The sequence below is a fragment of the Azospirillum himalayense genome, assembly GCF_042657465.1.
Taxonomy (GTDB): Bacteria; Pseudomonadota; Alphaproteobacteria; order Azospirillales; family Azospirillaceae; genus Azospirillum; species Azospirillum himalayense.
The window spans coordinates 15335-30927 of sequence record NZ_JBHSLC010000111.1; the positions used below are offsets into that span (position 1 = coordinate 15335).

General features: G+C 69.0%; 16 protein-coding genes. 11 read left to right on the top strand and 5 right to left on the bottom strand.

The features are described 5' to 3' along the window. Window positions 1-3: 3 nt before the first annotated feature. Together ACFPMG_RS29525 and ACFPMG_RS29530 are read left to right on the top strand one after the other, a co-directional pair. Window positions 4-771, top strand: a complete 768-nt coding sequence (locus ACFPMG_RS29525) for an FCD domain-containing protein (RefSeq protein WP_376998913.1) — start codon at window positions 4-6, stop codon at window positions 769-771. Window positions 772-845: 74 nt separating this feature from the next. Next, window positions 846-1664: a cytochrome c oxidase assembly protein gene (locus ACFPMG_RS29530; RefSeq protein ID WP_376998915.1), complete on the top strand. Its 819-nt coding sequence runs from the start codon at window positions 846-848 to the stop codon at window positions 1662-1664. Between the two features lie 5 nt (window positions 1665-1669). Here the strand turns inward: ACFPMG_RS29530 and ACFPMG_RS29535 are convergent, their stop codons facing one another. Together ACFPMG_RS29535 and clpB are read right to left on the bottom strand one after the other, a co-directional pair. Then, window positions 1670-2263: a class I SAM-dependent methyltransferase gene (locus ACFPMG_RS29535; protein ID WP_376998917.1), complete on the bottom strand. Its 594-nt coding sequence runs from the start codon at window positions 2261-2263 to the stop codon at window positions 1670-1672. A gap of 148 nt (window positions 2264-2411) precedes the next feature. After that, window positions 2412-5081 carry an ATP-dependent chaperone ClpB gene (gene clpB / locus ACFPMG_RS29540; RefSeq protein WP_376998919.1) on the bottom strand — a complete coding sequence of 890 codons (2670 nt, stop codon included), beginning with the start codon at window positions 5079-5081 and terminating at the stop codon, window positions 2412-2414. 280 nt (window positions 5082-5361) lie between these two features. Between clpB and ACFPMG_RS29545 the strand changes: the two genes are divergently transcribed. The 8 genes from ACFPMG_RS29545 (at window position 5362) to ACFPMG_RS29580 (ending at window position 12750) form a co-directional block, all read left to right on the top strand. Then, window positions 5362-6201 (top strand): IclR family transcriptional regulator, encoded by an 840-nt coding sequence (locus ACFPMG_RS29545; RefSeq protein ID WP_376998921.1) that lies wholly within the window; start codon window positions 5362-5364, stop codon window positions 6199-6201. Continuing rightward, on the top strand, window positions 6165-7157 hold the full coding sequence (locus tag ACFPMG_RS29550) for a 2-dehydro-3-deoxygalactonokinase (protein ID WP_376998924.1): 993 nt from the start codon (window positions 6165-6167) through the stop codon (window positions 7155-7157). Before ACFPMG_RS29545 ends, ACFPMG_RS29550 begins: the two co-directional genes overlap by 37 nt. Window positions 7158-7162: 5 nt before the next feature. Beyond that, entirely contained in the window at window positions 7163-7813 is a 651-nt protein-coding gene (locus tag ACFPMG_RS29555; RefSeq protein WP_376998927.1) for a 2-dehydro-3-deoxy-6-phosphogalactonate aldolase, read from the top strand. Window positions 7814-7918: 105 nt separating this feature from the next. Next, window positions 7919-8884, top strand: coding sequence for a Bug family tripartite tricarboxylate transporter substrate binding protein (locus ACFPMG_RS29560; RefSeq protein ID WP_040136534.1), 966 nt, complete (start codon window positions 7919-7921; stop codon window positions 8882-8884). 58 nt (window positions 8885-8942) lie between these two features. Further along, window positions 8943-9470: a tripartite tricarboxylate transporter TctB family protein gene (locus tag ACFPMG_RS29565; RefSeq protein WP_376998929.1), complete on the top strand. Its 528-nt coding sequence runs from the start codon at window positions 8943-8945 to the stop codon at window positions 9468-9470. A gap of 18 nt (window positions 9471-9488) precedes the next feature. After that, window positions 9489-11024, top strand: a complete 1536-nt coding sequence (locus ACFPMG_RS29570) for a tripartite tricarboxylate transporter permease (RefSeq protein ID WP_376998931.1) — start codon at window positions 9489-9491, stop codon at window positions 11022-11024. Further along, entirely contained in the window at window positions 11021-11935 is a 915-nt protein-coding gene (locus ACFPMG_RS29575; RefSeq protein ID WP_376998933.1) for an SMP-30/gluconolactonase/LRE family protein, read from the top strand. The genes ACFPMG_RS29570 and ACFPMG_RS29575 overlap by 4 nt, the downstream gene beginning before the upstream one ends. Window positions 11936-11973: 38 nt before the next feature. After that, on the top strand, window positions 11974-12750 hold the full coding sequence (locus tag ACFPMG_RS29580) for an SDR family NAD(P)-dependent oxidoreductase (RefSeq protein ID WP_376998936.1): 777 nt from the start codon (window positions 11974-11976) through the stop codon (window positions 12748-12750). A 32-nt stretch (window positions 12751-12782) separates the two neighbouring features. Here ACFPMG_RS29580 and ACFPMG_RS29585 read toward each other — a convergent pair whose 3' ends face one another. Together ACFPMG_RS29585 and ACFPMG_RS29590 are read right to left on the bottom strand one after the other, a co-directional pair. Continuing rightward, window positions 12783-13220, bottom strand: coding sequence for a hypothetical protein (locus ACFPMG_RS29585; RefSeq protein ID WP_376998938.1), 438 nt, complete (start codon window positions 13218-13220; stop codon window positions 12783-12785). After that, complete coding sequence (locus tag ACFPMG_RS29590; protein WP_376998940.1) at window positions 13217-13459, bottom strand: hypothetical protein; 243 nt, start codon at window positions 13457-13459, stop codon at window positions 13217-13219. Before ACFPMG_RS29590 ends, ACFPMG_RS29585 begins: the two co-directional genes overlap by 4 nt. Before the next feature lie 401 nt (window positions 13460-13860). Here ACFPMG_RS29590 and ACFPMG_RS29595 point away from each other — a divergent pair, with 401 nt between their 5' ends. Then, entirely contained in the window at window positions 13861-15090 is a 1230-nt protein-coding gene (locus ACFPMG_RS29595; RefSeq protein ID WP_376998942.1) for a sensor histidine kinase, read from the top strand. A 52-nt stretch (window positions 15091-15142) separates the two neighbouring features. Here the strand turns inward: ACFPMG_RS29595 and ACFPMG_RS29600 are convergent, their stop codons facing one another. Then, the gene (locus tag ACFPMG_RS29600) at window positions 15143-15550 is read right to left on the bottom strand and encodes a response regulator (protein ID WP_376998944.1); all 408 of its coding nucleotides are present in this window, start codon (window positions 15548-15550) and stop codon (window positions 15143-15145) included. Window positions 15551-15593: the final 43 nt, after the last annotated feature.

The following is a 15593-nucleotide window of genomic DNA, read 5'->3' on the forward strand; positions in this document are numbered from 1 at the left end:
GGAATGATAAAGCCGGCCAAATTGGCGGACGCCATCGCGGATCATCTGGAGACGCTGATCCGGGAGGGCGTGCTGCGCCCGGGGGAGAAGCTGCTGCCGGAACGCGACCTGGCGCTCAAGCTGGACGTCTCGCGCCCGTCGCTGCGCGACGCGCTGGAGAAGCTGGAGGAGCGCGGGCTGCTCGTTTCCGGGCGCAACGGCACGCACATCGCGCAGTTCCTGGCGCCCATTGCCGCCCCGTTGGCGGCGCTGCTGCAATCCGATCCGGACGCACCCTTCCATTACCTGGAGTTCCGCACCTCCATCGAGGCCGCTGCCGCCAAGCTGGCCGCGCAGCGGGCGACCGACCTCGACCGTGAGGCGATCCGTGCCCTGGCCCAGCGCATGCGCGACGCTCATGGCAAGGACGATCCGTCGGAAGAGGCCGACGTGGACGCCCAGCTCCACCTCGCCATCTACGAGGCGGCGCACAACACGGTGATGCTGCACATCATGGGCGCGCTGTCGGAGATGCTGCGCAACGATGTCTTCTACAACCGCGACCGGCTCTACACCCGGCCAGGCGTGCGCGACCTGCTGTTGGAGCAGCATCTGGCCATCGCCGATGCGGTGCTGGCCGGCGACGCCGAGGCCGCCCACACGGCGGCGGAGGCGCATGTGATGTTCACGCTGCACACCCTGCGGGAAATCCGCGAGGACGACACGCGGCTGGAGGCCTCGCTGCGCCGCATCGGGCGCACCGACCTGATCGAAACCGCCGAACGGGCCTGACTCAACGGGCGGCGTTTGGGAACCCGAGGGCCATTCCCGGTTTTACACGGCTGTCGACCAAGGGAGGTCCAGCCGTGCCCACCGCAACGCCGCTCGCCGAAACGCTGCCGTCCATCATTCCCTATTGCGGCGCCCCACCGGTGCCGGACGGGTTCTGGAGCGCCTGGAACGGCGACCCGGTCCTGCTGTCCGTGTTCGCCCTGGCCGCCGCGGGTTACGCGATGGTGGTGCGGCGGCATGGAGCGGGGATGGCCCGTCACCAGCCCTGGTGCTTTGCCGCCGGCTGGCTGGTTCTGTTCGCCGCCTTCGTGTCGCCGCTGTGCAACCTGACCTCCGCCCTGTTCTCGGCGCGGGTGGTCCAGCATCTCCTGACCATCCAGGTCGCGGCGCCCCTCCTGGTCCTGTCCTGGCCGATGGGCGCGCTCCGCTGGCCCAACTGGGCGCGGGTCCTGGCGTCACCTTTGGCCGTTCCGGAAATCGCCTGGGGCCTGTTCGGGCTGTTCCTCTGGGTGTGGCACCTGCCGGGACCATACATGGCGGCGCTGCGCTTCGACGCGGTGCTGTGGGTCATGCACGCCAGCCTGCTCGTCGGCGCGGTCGCCGCGTGGCGGACGGTGCTGGCCCCTGACGATGCGGCGATGCGGGGGAGGGGGCTGCTGTCGGCCTTCGGCACCTCGGTCCATCTCGCCATCCTGGCGGCGCTGCTGATCTTCGCCCCGCAGCCGCTGTTCGTCTACCATCTGGACACGACGGCACCCTGGGGCCTGTCGGCCTTGGCCGACCAACAACTCGGCGGACTCATCATGGGGGTGGTCGGGGCGGCGGTCTATGTGGCGGTTAACCTCTACGCCCTGGCGCGCTGGCTGATGGTGCCCGAGCGGCAGCGGTCGTAAGGCGGTCAGCGCGCCTCCAATCCGAGGAAGCTCCAGGACACATCGCCGCGGCCGAGCATATCCTCCCGGTAATTCCGATGGATGCAGCGAAGGCCGACGGACGCGGCAAGCTCGATGGTTTCGGCGGCTGAAACGTCGTACATGGTCCGCCCCGCCGGCACCGGGCCATGCCGCAAGGACATGACGATCCGGCCGTTCGGGTTCAGAAGGGCCGCGATGTGCGGCATCCCGATGGCTCGCTGGGCTTCGTCGAGATGCATCCACACAGCGGTGAGCAGGACGACGTCGTAGCGCCCGCCGTCGCTCCGCACCGCCGTCAGCTCCGGCAGGCTGTCGTCGATCCAGCGGATCGGCGTCGCGGCGTGAATGCGCACACCCGCGTTGCGAAGCTCTACCGTCGGTTCGACGGCCGTCACGTCGTGACCGAGCCGCGAGAGGGCGGCCGCGTCCCGTCCGGTGCCCGCGCCGATGTCCAGGATGCGGCTCGGCCGGGAGGGAAAAAGGTGGAGCACATCGCGATGCACATCGGCGAACGCCACGCTCTCGTACTGTTCCGTGAGCGCCGTCGCGTTTTCACCGTATCCGTTCAATCCGCTCATTCCCCGGCCCTCCGCATGGCGCGCCGATGACGGCGCGACCGTCCCTCCTGCATACCACAGAGCGGCGGACATCACCGATGCGTTGGGGAGACGTGCGCAACGAAAAACCCCGGCCCTTGCGGGCCGGGGTTCTCGTGTCGCGTCATGCTCAGTGGACGGCGGCGCTGCTCCGTCCGCCGCTGCCGGTCAGAGCGAAGCCCAGCGGCGGGCGTTCCGGGGCCTTGAAGCCGGTGGCGCGGTCCTCCTCGACGGGAACGCCGTCCAGGGTCAGGCGACCGTCCCGCGCCGACAGGTGCAGGGTCGAGCGTTCGTCCACCTCGCCGTCCAGCAACCGTTCGGCGATCGGGTCCTCCACCAGATTCTGCACCGCCCGCTTCAGCGGACGGGCGCCGAAGGCCGGGTCCCAGCCGAGGTCGGCGAGACGGGCGCGGGCCGCGTCGTCGGCGGTCAGCGACACGCCGCGCTCCGCCAGACGGTCGGCGACGCGGGCGAGCTGGATGTCCACGATGTGGGCCATCTGCTCGCGTCCCAGCCGGCGGAAGATCAGCACGTCGTCCAGCCGGTTCAGGAACTCCGGCCGGAAGGCGCGGCGCACCGCGTCCATCACCTCGATCCGTGCGCCCTCCAGGCTGTCGTCCTCGCCGAGCGCGGTCAGGGCGTCCGCCCCCAGGTTCGACGTCATGATCAGGATCGCGTGGCGGAAGTCCGCCGTGCGGCCCTGCCCATCGGTCAGCCGCCCGTCGTCGAGCGCCTGGAGCAGCACGTTCAGAACGTCTGGATGGGCCTTCTCCACCTCGTCCAGCAGGACGACCTGATAGGGCCGGCGCCGGATCTTCTCGGCCAGCGTGCCGCCGTCGTCATAGCCGACATAGCCCGGGGGCGAGCCGATCATGCGGGCGACGGAGTGCTTCTCCATATACTCCGACATGTCGACGCGGGTCACCGCGGTCTCGTCGTCGAACAGGAAGGCGGCCAGCGCCTTGGCCAGCTCCGTCTTGCCGACGCCGGTCGGGCCGAGGAACAGGAAGGAGCCGGTGGGACGGTTCGGGTCCTTCAACCCGGCCCGCGCCCGGCGCACCGCCTTGGACACGGCGCGCACCGCCTCCGCCTGACCGACGACGCGTTCGGCCAGCCGGTCCTCCATGCCCTTCAGCCGCTGCCGCTCGCTGTCCAGCATGCGGTCCACCGGGATGCCGGTCCAGCGGGTGACCACGGCGGCGATGTCCTTCGCCGTGACCTCCTCCCGCTCCGCGTTGGCGCGGGATTCGGCCTCGGCCAGACGCTTCTCCAGGTCGGGAACGACGGCGTAGGCCAGCTCGCCGGCCTTCGCCCAGTCGCCGTCGCGCTGCGCGTGCTCCAGCTTGGTGCGGGCCTGGTCCAGCTCCTCCTTCAGGCGGCGGCCCTCGGTGCGGCGGGACTGGCCGATACGCCACTCCTCTTCCATGGCGGTCAGCTTCGCCTCGTCCACCGCGAGTTCGGATTCCAGCTTGTGCAGCCGTTCCTGGGACGCGGCGTCCGGCTCCGACTTCAGGGCCTCGCGCTCGATCTTCAGCTGGGCGACGCGGCGGCCGACGGCGTCCAGCGCCTCCGGCTTGCTGTCGATGGCCATGCGCAGGCGGCTGGCCGCCTCGTCCACGAGGTCGATGGCCTTGTCGGGCAGGCGACGGTCGGCGATGTAGCGGGCCGAGAGCTGCACCGCCGCGACCACCGCCGCGTCGGCGATGCGCACGCCGTGGTGCACCTCGTACTTGCCCTTGATGCCGCGCAGGATCGACACGGCGTCCTCGTCGGACGGCTCGTCCACGTTCACCGGCTGGAAGCGGCGGGCCAGCGCCGCGTCCTTCTCGATGTACTTGCGGTACTCGTCCGGCGTGGTGGCGCCGACGCAGCGCAGCTCGCCGCGCGCCAGCGCGGGCTTCAGCATGTTGGCGGCGTCCATCGCGCCGTCCGTGCGGCCGGCACCGATCAGCGAGTGCAGCTCGTCGATGAACAGGATGATGCGGCCCGCCGCCTGCTGCACCTCGGAGAGAACGGCCTTCAGCCGCTCCTCGAAGTCGCCGCGGAACTTGGCCCCGGCCAGCAGGGCGGTGAGGTCGAGCGCGAGCACGCGCCGGTCCTTCAGCCCCTCCGGAACGTCGCCGGAGGCCAGCCTCTGGGCCAGCCCTTCCACCACGGCGGTCTTGCCAACGCCGGGCTCGCCGATCAGGACGGGGTTGTTCTTGGTGCGCCGGGCCAGGACCTGGATGGTCCGCCGGATCTCGTCGTCGCGCCCGATCACCGGGTCGAGACGGCCCTGCCGGGCCTCTTCCGTCAGGTCGCGGGCGTATTTGGCGAGCGCCTCGCCCATCTGAGAATCCTCCTGCCGGTCGGCGGGGCGGTTCCTGCTCAGCGACTCGACGCCCTCAACCAGCACCGCGGGATCGACACCGGCGCGGTGGAACAGCGCGCGGGTGCTGCCGCCGTGGGCGGCCAGCGATTCGAGAAGCCGTTCGGGGGAGACGAACTTGTCGCCGGCCCCGCGCGCCGTTTCGACGGCGTTCTGGAGCACCCCGGCGAGCGCCGGGGACATGAAGATCGGGTGCGGCCCTTCGCCATCCACACGGGTCTGGCGGTTCAGGGTTTCCTCGGCGGCGGTCTTCAAAAGCTCGGGGTCGCCGCCGGCATCGCGGATCAGCTTGGCGGGCACGCCGTCGGCGTCCTCGACCAGGGCCTTCACGAGATGTTCGGGGACGAGCTGTTGGTGGCGTCCGGCGAGAGCCGCCAGTTGCGCAGCCTGGATGACGCCGCGCGCACGGTCGGTGAACAGACCGAAGTCCATCAGGCACTCCGTTCGTTATGGTTCCCGCCCTTTGCGAAGGCGCGGGAAGACGGCCTGTGTGGCCCGCACCATGCGCGGCCCCGGTCGCCTCAAGGGAACAGATGGGCAGGAGCCCCGCCCCGGTCAAGACGGCCGCCCAGACCGTGGGGCAAGGCTGTCTTGCGCTGTCATTGTCTCACTATATGGACAATGATTTATTTATTTGACACACTCCGTACGCCTTCATAAAGTGGTGGAAACTGATATGCCAGATATCGGACAACAACGCGGGAGGGAGGATATGGCCGGCATCGGAGCAAATCCGCTCGATGCACAAGCGTCGCCGGAGAAGCCGCAGGCCTCCGGAACCCAGACGCTGATGCGCGGCCTCGCCCTCCTGGAATGCGTGGCGGCGGGCATCGGTGACGTGAAGGGCATCGCCGCCCGGCTGGGCACGCCGCGCAGCACCACGCACCGGATGCTCAACAGCCTGACCCAGGACGGCTATCTGCATCATGTGCCCTACAAGGGCTATCTGCTGGGGCCGAAGCTGATCGCGCTTGGCATGCGCGCGCTGGAGCAGCGCCCGCTGGTCGCCATCGCCCGTCCGCACATCGAGGAGCTGGCCCGCCAGACCGGCGACACCGTCCATCTCGGCGTCGTCGAGGGGGCGGAGGTCTTCTACCTCGACAAGATTCCGAACACGCGCGGGCTGGAGATGCGGTCGCGCATCGGCCTGCGCATGCCGCTGGCCTCCACCGGGCTTGGCAAGGCGCTTCTCCTCGGCCTGCCGCGCGAGCGCTGGCCGGAGCTGTACGACCACGCGCTCCGCCTGACCGCGGCGGCGCCGGAACGGCCCCCGCTGGCACCCTGGCCGGACTTCGAATCCCGGCTGGCCGCCTATGTGGATCGCGGCTGGTCCTTCGACCTTGAAGAAAACGAAATCGGCATCCGCTGCGTCGGCGCGCCGATCCGTGACGTCCGCAATCAGGTGGTCGCCGCCATCAGCGTGGCGAGCGCCGTGCCGTACATGCCGGACGAACGGATGGAGGAGCTTGGACCCGTGGTCCGGGCGGTCGCCGACGCGATTTCAAAGGATTTGGGATGGAAACGGGACGAACGGGCGTCGGGGCATCGCTGATCGCCCTCGACTGGGGAACGTCGAGCCTGCGCGGCTTCCTGATGGGCCGCGACGGGCGGGTGCTGGACCAGCGCGCCAACGCGCATGGCATCCAGAACCTGCCGATGCCGGGCATCGCCGGCTTCGAGCAGGCCTTCACCGACCTGTGCGGCGACTGGCTGACCACCCATCCCGGCCTGCCGGTCGTGGCCGGCGGCATGGTCGGCAGCGCCCAGGGCTGGCGCGAGGCCCCCTACGTCCGCTGCCCCGCCGACACGACCACCCTGGCCTCGCAGGCCATTCCGGTGGAGAGCGCGTCGGGCTCCCGCATCCTGATCGCGCCGGGCGTCCTCTACGACCCGCCAAGCGGCCCGCCGGACATCCTGCGCGGCGAGGAGATCCAGATCGCCGGCGTGCTGGCCGACCGTCCCGACTGGGGCCGCGACGCCTGCATGGTGCTGCCCGGCACCCATTCCAAATGGGTGGAGATCGTCGGCGGGCGCATGATCCGCTTCTCCACCTACATGACCGGCGAGACCTTCGCCGTGCTGTGCAAGCACTCGATCCTCGGCCGGCTGATGCCGGCGGACGCCGCCCCGGCGGAGGCCGAGTCCGACGCCGCCTTCGCCGAGGGCGTGCGGGCGGCGCAGGCCAGCGGGCCGGGCGACTTCACGCACCAGATCTTCGCCGCGCGCACGCTCGGCATCACCCGCCGCATGCCGGCGGAGCTTCTGAAGGATTACCTGTCCGGCCTGCTGATCGGCCACGAGCTGGTCTCCGGCCTCGGCCACATGCGCAACGAGCTGCATGAGGGCCGTCCGCTTCTGCTGATCGGCGAGGGCGCGCTCTGCCGCCGCTACGTGCGCGGCCTGGAGCTGCTGGGCGTCGAGCCCACCGACCGGCTTGAGAACACCGCCCCGCGTGGGCTTTTCCAGTTTGCCGTTGCCGCCGGCCTGATCGCGCCGGCGGGGGAGTGACGAACATGTCGGATGATTCCCTGAAGGCCCGCTTCGACGCCGCCTTTTCCGCCCTGCCGCTGGTCGCCATCCTGCGTGGCCTGACCCCCGCGGAGGCGGAGGGCGTCGCGCAGACGCTCTATGACAGCGGTTTCCGCATGATCGAGGTGCCGCTGAACTCGCCCGATCCGTTCGACAGCATCGCCGCCGTCCGCCGGCTGCTGCCGCGCGACGCGCTGGTCGGCGCGGGCACGGTCCTGGCGGTGGAACAGGTGGCCCGGCTCAAGGAGATCGGCGCCGATCTGGTCGTCATGCCGCACGCCGACACGGCGGTGATCCGCGCCGCCAAGGCCGCGGGGTTGGTCAGCCTGCCCGGAATCGCCACTCCGACGGAAGCTTTCGCAGCGCTGTCAGCCGGGGCCGATGCCCTGAAGATCTTCCCGGCGGAGCTGGTCGGACCGCGCGTCATCAAGGCGATGCGCGCCATCCTGCCCGCCGGCACCCGCCTGCTGCCCGTGGGCGGCATCGCCCCGGACACCATGGCGCCGTTCCTGGAGGCCGGCGTGGCCGGCTTCGGGCTGGGGTCGGCTCTGTATGCGCCCGGCCTGTCCGCCGCCGAGGTCGGCGTCCGGGCGGACGCCTTCGTCGCCGCGTGGCGGCGCCTCAACCCGCGCTGACCGAGCCACGGCACCAGCGGACCATCCCGCGGCCGGTCGCAGAACGCGCCGCGGGCTTTCTCCTCCCCCCTCCTCACCACAAGCAAAGTTCCAGGGAGAACGCTCATGAAGGGCTATCGTTTCCTCACCGGCGCCGTCGTCGGCGCGCTGACCTCCGCCACGATGATGGTGGCCGCGCAGGCCGCCGGCTATCCGACCAAGCCGATCGAGCTGACCGTCCCCTACGCGGCGGGCGGCGGCACCGATCTGGTGGCCCGCGCCTACGCCGACGCGGCCAAGAAGCACCTGCCCCAGTCGATGGGCGTGGTCAACAAGACCGGTGGCGCCGGCGCCGTCGGTCTGACTGAGATCATGGCCGCCCGCGCGGACGGCTACCGCATCGGCATGGGCACGGTGGAACTCACCATGCTGCCGCACATGGGCATCGCCCGCTTCACCGCGGACGACTTCACCCCGATCGCCCGCCTGAACGCCGAGCCGAGCGCCATCACGGTGAACGTCGACTCGCCGTTCAAGACCTTCGAGGACTTCCTGGCCAACGCCAAGGCCAACCCGGGCAAGGTGCGCATCGGCAACTCCGGCACGGGCGCCATCTGGCACCTCGCCGCGGCGGCGCTCCAGGAGAAGACGGGCGCCAGCTTCAGCCACATCCCCTATGACGGCGCCAACCCGGCGGTGACCGCCCTGCTCGGCAACCACATCGAGGCGGTGAGCGTCAGCCCGGCCGAGGTCGTGAACCACGTCGCCGCCGGCAAGCTGCGCATTCTCGCCGTCATGGGCGACGAGCGTTCGGCGGCCTTCCCGGAAGTCCCGACCGTGAAGGAAAAGGGCATCGACCTGTCGGTCTACACCTGGCGCGGCATCGTCGTTCCGAAGAAGACCCCGCAGGCCGTCGTCGATACGCTGCGCGAGGCGTCCAAGGCGACTGCCAACGAGCCGGCCTTCAAGGAGACCCTCACCAAGATGAACCTGACCCTGGCCTATGCCGACGGTCCCGAGTTCGGTGAGATGATCAAGAAGGACAACGCCTTCTTCAAGGACCTGATGACCAAGCTCGGAATGGCGAAGTAATCAGGAAAGACAGGGGCGCGGGCGTCCACCGCCCGTGCCCCGTGCGTGGAGACGTCCAATGAGCCATTCCTCTGGTGGAACTCCGGGGTCGGGAACGCCGCGTTCGGCCGACCTCTTCGCCGGCGCCGTGGTCGCCGCCGTCGCCGTCGCGGCCATCGTCGTGTCGGGCGGTTTTCCGACGATGGCCGGCCTCGGCACCGATGTCGGACCGGCCCGTTTTCCGATCATTTACGCGGGTGCGCTGCTCGTTCTGAGCGCGATCCTGGTCATCGGCCGGCTGATGCCCAAGCGCGGCGCCCAGGCCGCACCCGCCGAGCCGCAAGCCCCGGCCGAGGCGTTCCGGTTCCACCGGGTGGCCATCGGCGTGGTCGCGACCGCCGTCTACATCTACATGCTGTCCCTGATCGGCTACCTGCCCACGACGGTGGTGTTCCTCATCGGCATGATGCGGCTCATGGGCATGCGCAGCTGGGTCCGCGCCCCGATCATCGCGGTGGCGGTCACGGCCTTCCTCTACCTGGTGTTCCTGTACGCCCTGCAGATCCCGCTGCCGGACGGAAGCCTGTTCGAAACGGGCGAGTTCTAGTCAGCGAGGAGATGGAAGATGTATGAAATCGACATGCTCCTTCAGGGCTTCGCCAACCTAGCCAGCGAACCCCTGCCGCTTCTGCTCGCCCTGATCGGCGTCACGCTGGGCATCATCATCGGCGTGCTGCCCGGCCTGACGGCCACCATGGGCGTCGCGATCCTGCTGCCCTTCACCTTCGGCATGGACCCGGTCTCGGCCATCCTGATGCTGTGCGGCGTGTTCTTCGGCGGCATCTTCGGCGGCTCGATCACCGCGATCCTGCTCAAGATCCCCGGCACCCCGGCCGCCGCCGCGACCGCCATGGATGGCTACGCGCTGAGCCAGAAGGGCCAGGCCGGCCTCGCGCTCGGCACGGCGACGCTGTCCTCCTGCTTCGGCGGCTTCCTCAGCGTCTTCATGCTGATCTTCCTGGCGCCGCTGCTGGCCGGCATCGCGCTGGAATTCTCCGCCGCCGAATCCTTCGCGCTCGCGGTGTTCGGCCTGTCGATCATCACCAGCGTGTCGGGCGACTCCCTGGTCAAGGGGCTGATCGCCGGCTTCCTCGGGCTGCTGCTGTCCACCGTCGGCCTCGACCCGATGGCCGGTTTCCCGCGCTTCACCGGCGGCTTCAACGAGTTGCTGAACGTTCCCTTCATCCCGGTGATGATCGGCCTGTTCGCGGCGTCGGAAGCCTTCAAGTCGCTGGGCCAGCCGGAGACGCGGGCCGAGGTCAAGGTCTACATCGGCCGGATCATCCCGCCCTGGAGCGTCTTCAAGGGCTTGATCTTCACCATTCTCCGCTCGTCGGGTCTGGGCATCATCGTCGGCATCATCCCCGGCGCCGGTGCGGACATCGCGTCTTTCGTCGCCTACAACGAGGCCAAGCGCTTCTCCAAGAATCCGGAGAATTTCGGCAAGGGCGAGATCAAGGGCGTCGCGGCCGCCGAGTCCGGTGCCAACGCCTGCACCGGCGGCGACCTGCTGCCGATGATGACGCTCGGCATTCCCGGCGACGCGGTGACCGCGGTCATGCTGGGCGCGCTGACCATGCAGGGCCTCCAGCCCGGTCCGCTGCTGTTCAAGGACCACGCCGGTCTGGTGTTCACCCTGTTCGCCGGTATGCTGTTCTGCTACGCGGCCCTGCTGATCATCGGCCTGTCGTCGCTGCGTCTGATGGGCAAGGTCCTGGAGATGCCGCGCGCCATCCTGACGCCGCTCATCCTGGCGCTTTGCGTCGTCGGCGCCTACGCCATCAACAACAGCATGTTCGACGTGGGCATCATGCTGGCGGTCGGCGTGGTCGGCTTCTTCATGCAGCGTTGGGACTATCCGGCGTCGCCGGTCGTCCTGGCCTTGATCATGGGTCCGATGGCCGAGGCGAGCTTCCGCCGCGCCCTGTCGCTGTCGGGCGGCAGCCTGGACTTCCTCTACACCCGTCCGATCACGCTCGGCCTGCTGACCGTCGCGGCCATCACCCTGGCGCTGCCGCTGCTGCGCTACTTCCGGGGCAACGGCGGCAACGGTCCGACCGCGGACGGCGCGGCCGCCAGCACCGTGGGGTCCGCGAAATGACGACCGTCACGAGCGTTGGCCTGAAAGCCGTCTTCGATCCCGAGCTGCGCAACGGCACCGGCGAGAACCCGGTCTGGGACGCCGAGCGGGGCCTTTGGACCTGGATCGACATCCCGGCGCGGACCATCCACCGGCTCGCCCCCTCCAGCGGCGCCCACCGCCGCTGGACCCTGCCGGAGATGATCGGCAGCCTCGTCCTGCGTCCGGACGGCGGCGTGGTCTGCGCCTGCGAGACCGGCGTCTTCGACGTCGATCTGCCGGGGGAGGGCGGGGAGGCGGTGGTCACCGCCCTCGCCAGCCACCGCTTCCCCAAGGAGGGCATGCGCTTCAACGACGGGCGCTGCGACCGGCAGGGGCGGTTCTGGCTGTCCAGCATGGTCATGGACATCAGCAAGGGCGACTCCGCCGGCCGGTGGCACCGCTTCACGCGGGCCGACGGGCTGACCGAGACGGGGACCGGCGGCTACATCATACCCAACGGCTCCGCCTTCAGCCCGGACGGGCGCACGCTTTATGCGTCCGACAGCCACCGCGACGTGCGGATGGTCTGGGCCTGGGACTACGACACGGACACCGGCACCGCCGCCAACCGCCGCCCCTTTGTCGACATGCGGGCGATGGTCGGGCGTCCCGACGGCGCCGCGGTGGACGTCGACGGCTGCTATTGGATCTGCTGCCTGGACGAGGGCTGTATCAAGCGCTTCACCCCGAACGGCGACCTCGACCGCCGCATCGACGTGCCGATGCGCAAGCCGACCATGTGCGCCTTCGGCGGGCCGGACCTGCGGACGATGCTGGTCACCTCGCTCAGCCGCGGGCCGGCGGACCTCGCCGAGGACCCGCATGGCGGACGCGTCCTGATGTTCGATCCCGGCGCCCAGGGCCTGCCGGAACCCCGCCTGGCCGATTGAGCCGGGCCAAAACGACACCAAGACACGAGAGGCAAGGAATGTTTGACGATCTGAAGGGCAAGCGCGTTCTGATCACCGGCTCCACGCAGGGCATCGGCCTGGCGGCGGTGGAGGCGTTCGCCCGCGCCGGTGCCAAGGTCGCCATGAACGGCCGCCGCGTCCCGGTGGATCTGGAGGCCACGCTGGCCCGTCTGAACGGGCTGGGCGGCGAGGTCGTCTTCCTCCAGGCCGACGTGTCGGACAGCGCGGCTTGCGGCACGCTCGTCGAGGCCTTCGTGGAGCGCTTCGGCGGCATCGACGTGCTCGTCAACAACGCTGGCGGCCTGGTCGCGCGCAAGCCGCTGCCGGAAATCGACGACGCGTTCTTCGACGCGGTGACCGACCTGAACTCCCGCTCCGCGCTGATGGTGACCAAGCACGCCCTGCCGCACCTGAAGGCCGCGGCGGCGCAGAGCGGCACCACCTCCTCGGTGATCTCGGTCGGTTCGGTCGCCGGCTACACCGGCGGCGGTCCGGGCGCCGGCCTGTACGGCGCGGCCAAGGCGTGGCTGCACAACATCCAGAAGAACTGGGTGGCCTTCCACACCAAGGACGGCATCCGCTTCAACATGGTGTCGCCGGGCACCTTCGACACGGCCTTCCACGCCGACAAGGACGAGGACACCAAGGCCCGCATCGGCTCCGGCTTCCCGATGGGCCGCTTCGGCCGTCCCGAGGAATGCGCCCCGACCTTCCTGTTCTTTGCGTCGCACGCCTGCAGCGGCTACATCACCGGGCAGGTTCTCGACGTCAACGGCGGCCAGTACATGCCGTAACGATCGGCACGACCCCGTCCGCGTCCGCTTGATCAGAACGGGCGCGGCGGAATGCCCGTTGTAACGGTTGCCGTCTTGGCGGCGATGGCCGGCAGGGTGGGGAAGGGCACACCGTCCTCGCACCGCAACTGCCGGGCCACCGCGTGCAGGGTCCCGTGATGGCGGCGGCAGAGGATGCCGTCGGCGTCGCGGTCGTAGAGCCGGACGAACTGGACGGGCGCCGCCCCGTCCTCCGCATGGACCTCCACCTCCACCAGATGGGTGCAGAAGGAGCAGGCGGTCAGCGGATCCGTTGAATCGAAGGCTACACCGGCTTCCAGGCAGCGCCGCGCGAAGGCCTCCAGAAGCACCGACGCGCTGTCCACCGTCTCCAGCCCGCGCAGTGCGCGCACGACGTCGCGCATATGGCCGACATCCGGCAGGATCAGCCCGGCGGCGGAGTGGCGGTCGTGAATCACCAGCTTCATCATGATGCGCAGGCCGTCTCGAACAGGGGATTCGGGTGGTTGGCCGGACCGCTCGCGGCGTAGCCGGGCCGGCTCGACCAGACCCGTTGACGGATGCGGATCTGCGTCCGGCAGTCGGCCGAGCAGTAGAGCGGGGCGGGGCCGCGGCCGGAGGCGCGGGTGAAGGGACGCCCGCAGCAGGCGCAATGCAGCGTGGGCGTGGAAAGGGTCTGGATCATACGGGCGTGTGTCGGCGTCGGCATGGCTGGATTCACGAGGCATTTCCAAAGTTGGACGGACTATACGAGCGGTCTGTGACAGTTTGACGGGTGGGTGCGAACTACCACTTTTTCGCGCCCCGGCCGCCGCTCGCGGACACGGAAACGTCCAGGAGCGCCGGCCGGTTCCCCCGCAAGACGCAGCGCTTGGTAAATTCGGGCGATCCGTAAAATTAAATTGTTTTTCGTGCGAAAAGAAATTCGACAAGAGAGTGATGGTGGCCACTCACGCCGATAAATTGTCTTTGACGATAAAAAATCGCGTTGTAAGGTCCCGTTTGGCGGACGAGGGTGTTTCTGTAGGCCGGTGACGCGCTGGTGGTGGCCGACGCCTCAAGCGGGGGAGTGCCGGATCGTCTTTTCCGCCGCAAGAGGAAGGGGCGGATATGGGAGCACCGACGAAGGCGACGATTCTCATCGTGGATGACACCGCCGACAACCTGTCGCTGCTGAGCAGCCACCTGAAATCCATTTATACGGTCAAGACCGTGAACAACGGTGATGCCGCGCTGCGCATCGCCTTTTCCAACCATCCACCGGATTTGATCCTGCTCGACGTCATGATGCCGAGCATGGACGGCTACGAGGTGTGCCGCCGTCTCAAGGCCGATCCACGGACCCGCGACGTTCCGGTGATCTTCCTCACCGCGCGAACCTCCGTGGAGGACGAGAAGTTCGGGCTGGATCTGGGCGCGGTCGATTACATCAGCAAGCCGATCAGCCCCCCCATCGTCCTGGCGCGGGTGAAGAACCACCTGTCGTTGAAGGCCACCGCCGACTCGCTGCGGGCCACCGTCGAAGAGGTGCGGGCTGCCCACAGCCGGCTGGAGGAGACGCAGCAGCACCTGATCCAGACGGAGAAGATGGCGGCCCTGGGCCTTCTGGTGTCCGGCGTCGCGCATGAGATCAACACGCCGATCGGGGTGGCCCTGACCGCGGTGTCCCATCTCTCCGGACTGGTCGAATCGCTGGCCTCGCAGTTCCAGAACGGGGCGATCCGTAAGTCCGACCTCGCCCGCTTCCTGGAGAACGCGCGGGAAGGGGCGTTGCTGGTCACCACCAACATCGTGCGCACCGCCAATCTGATCCAAAGCTTCAAGCAGGTGGTGGTGGACCGCGCCGGGTCGGAGCGGCGGGTGTTCGACCTCAAGGATTATCTGTCCGACGCGCTGTTCGGGCTGGACCCGCATCTGCGGGAGGCCGGGCACAGCCTTACCGTGTCCTGTCCAACCGGCTTGACCATCGACAGCCATCCCGGCCCGCTGTCGGAGGTGCTGTCCATCCTGATCCGCAACGCCGTGGCCCACGCCTTCCGGCCGGGGCAGAGCGGGCGCGTCACGCTGTCGGTCACGCCGCGGGAGGAGGATTGGGTGGAATTGCGGCTGGCCGACGACGGCAAGGGGATCGACCCGGAGCATTTGCCCAAGCTGTTCGATCCGTTCTTCACCACCCGCCGGGGCATCGAGTTTCCGGGGTTGGGGCTCTACATCGCCTTCAACCTCGTCCATCAGGTGCTTCAGGGATCCATCGAGGTGGAAAGCCTCCCCGGCGGCGGCGCCACCTTCGTCGTCCGCATGCCGCGGCGCGTGTCCGCACCGGCCGAGGCACCGGCCTGAGGCCGGCTCGCCACGACACGGCCGGTGCCTCGGCCGGTGCGGACGGCGGCGGTCAGGATACCGGAAGGCGAGCGGCGACCCGCTGCAGCACAGCTGGGGGATCCACCGGCTTGGCGATGTAATCCACCGCCCCCATGGCGAGGCCGCGCTCCCGGTCGGCCTCGTCGGCACGGCCGGTCAGGAAGATTACGGGGATGTTCCGGGTTCCCGGCGCGTCCTTCAAGGCGGCGCAGACCTCGTAGCCGTCCATGTCCGGCATGACCACGTCCAGCAGGATCAGGTCGGGTGGGGGAGACGCGGCGGCGATCTCCAGCGCTTTGCGCCCGTTGTTGGCCACCTTGACCTTGTAGCTGTCCTTCAGCAGGCCGCTGAGCAGCTTCAGGTTGTCCGGCGTGTCGTCCACGATGAGGATCGTGGCCTTCGGCGCAAAGGGGGCCGGTGCGGGCGATGCGATGTCCATGGACTCGTTCCGATGTGGGGGATCCGGTGGGACCGGCGTCTTT

Bases quoted from the DNA above. Each gene is read 5' to 3' on its own strand.
- ACFPMG_RS29525 (WP_376998913.1), top strand. From the start codon at position 4: ATGATAAAGCCGGCCAAATTGGCGGACGCCATCGCGGATCATCTGGAG.
- ACFPMG_RS29535 (WP_376998917.1), bottom strand. From the start codon at position 2,263: ATGAGCGGATTGAACGGATACGGTGAAAACGCGACGGCGCTCACGGAA.
- clpB (WP_376998919.1), bottom strand. From the start codon at position 5,081: ATGGACTTCGGTCTGTTCACCGACCGTGCGCGCGGCGTCATCCAGGCT.
- ACFPMG_RS29545 (WP_376998921.1), top strand. From the start codon at position 5,362: ATGGCCGGCATCGGAGCAAATCCGCTCGATGCACAAGCGTCGCCGGAG.
- ACFPMG_RS29550 (WP_376998924.1), top strand. From the start codon at position 6,165: ATGGAAACGGGACGAACGGGCGTCGGGGCATCGCTGATCGCCCTCGAC.
- ACFPMG_RS29555 (WP_376998927.1), top strand. From the start codon at position 7,163: ATGTCGGATGATTCCCTGAAGGCCCGCTTCGACGCCGCCTTTTCCGCC.
- ACFPMG_RS29560 (WP_040136534.1), top strand. From the start codon at position 7,919: ATGAAGGGCTATCGTTTCCTCACCGGCGCCGTCGTCGGCGCGCTGACC.
- ACFPMG_RS29565 (WP_376998929.1), top strand. From the start codon at position 8,943: ATGAGCCATTCCTCTGGTGGAACTCCGGGGTCGGGAACGCCGCGTTCG.
- ACFPMG_RS29570 (WP_376998931.1), top strand. From the start codon at position 9,489: ATGTATGAAATCGACATGCTCCTTCAGGGCTTCGCCAACCTAGCCAGC.
- ACFPMG_RS29575 (WP_376998933.1), top strand. From the start codon at position 11,021: ATGACGACCGTCACGAGCGTTGGCCTGAAAGCCGTCTTCGATCCCGAG.
- ACFPMG_RS29580 (WP_376998936.1), top strand. From the start codon at position 11,974: ATGTTTGACGATCTGAAGGGCAAGCGCGTTCTGATCACCGGCTCCACG.
- ACFPMG_RS29585 (WP_376998938.1), bottom strand. From the start codon at position 13,220: ATGATGAAGCTGGTGATTCACGACCGCCACTCCGCCGCCGGGCTGATC.
- ACFPMG_RS29590 (WP_376998940.1), bottom strand. From the start codon at position 13,459: ATGCCGACGCCGACACACGCCCGTATGATCCAGACCCTTTCCACGCCC.
- ACFPMG_RS29595 (WP_376998942.1), top strand. From the start codon at position 13,861: ATGGGAGCACCGACGAAGGCGACGATTCTCATCGTGGATGACACCGCC.
- ACFPMG_RS29600 (WP_376998944.1), bottom strand. From the start codon at position 15,550: ATGGACATCGCATCGCCCGCACCGGCCCCCTTTGCGCCGAAGGCCACG.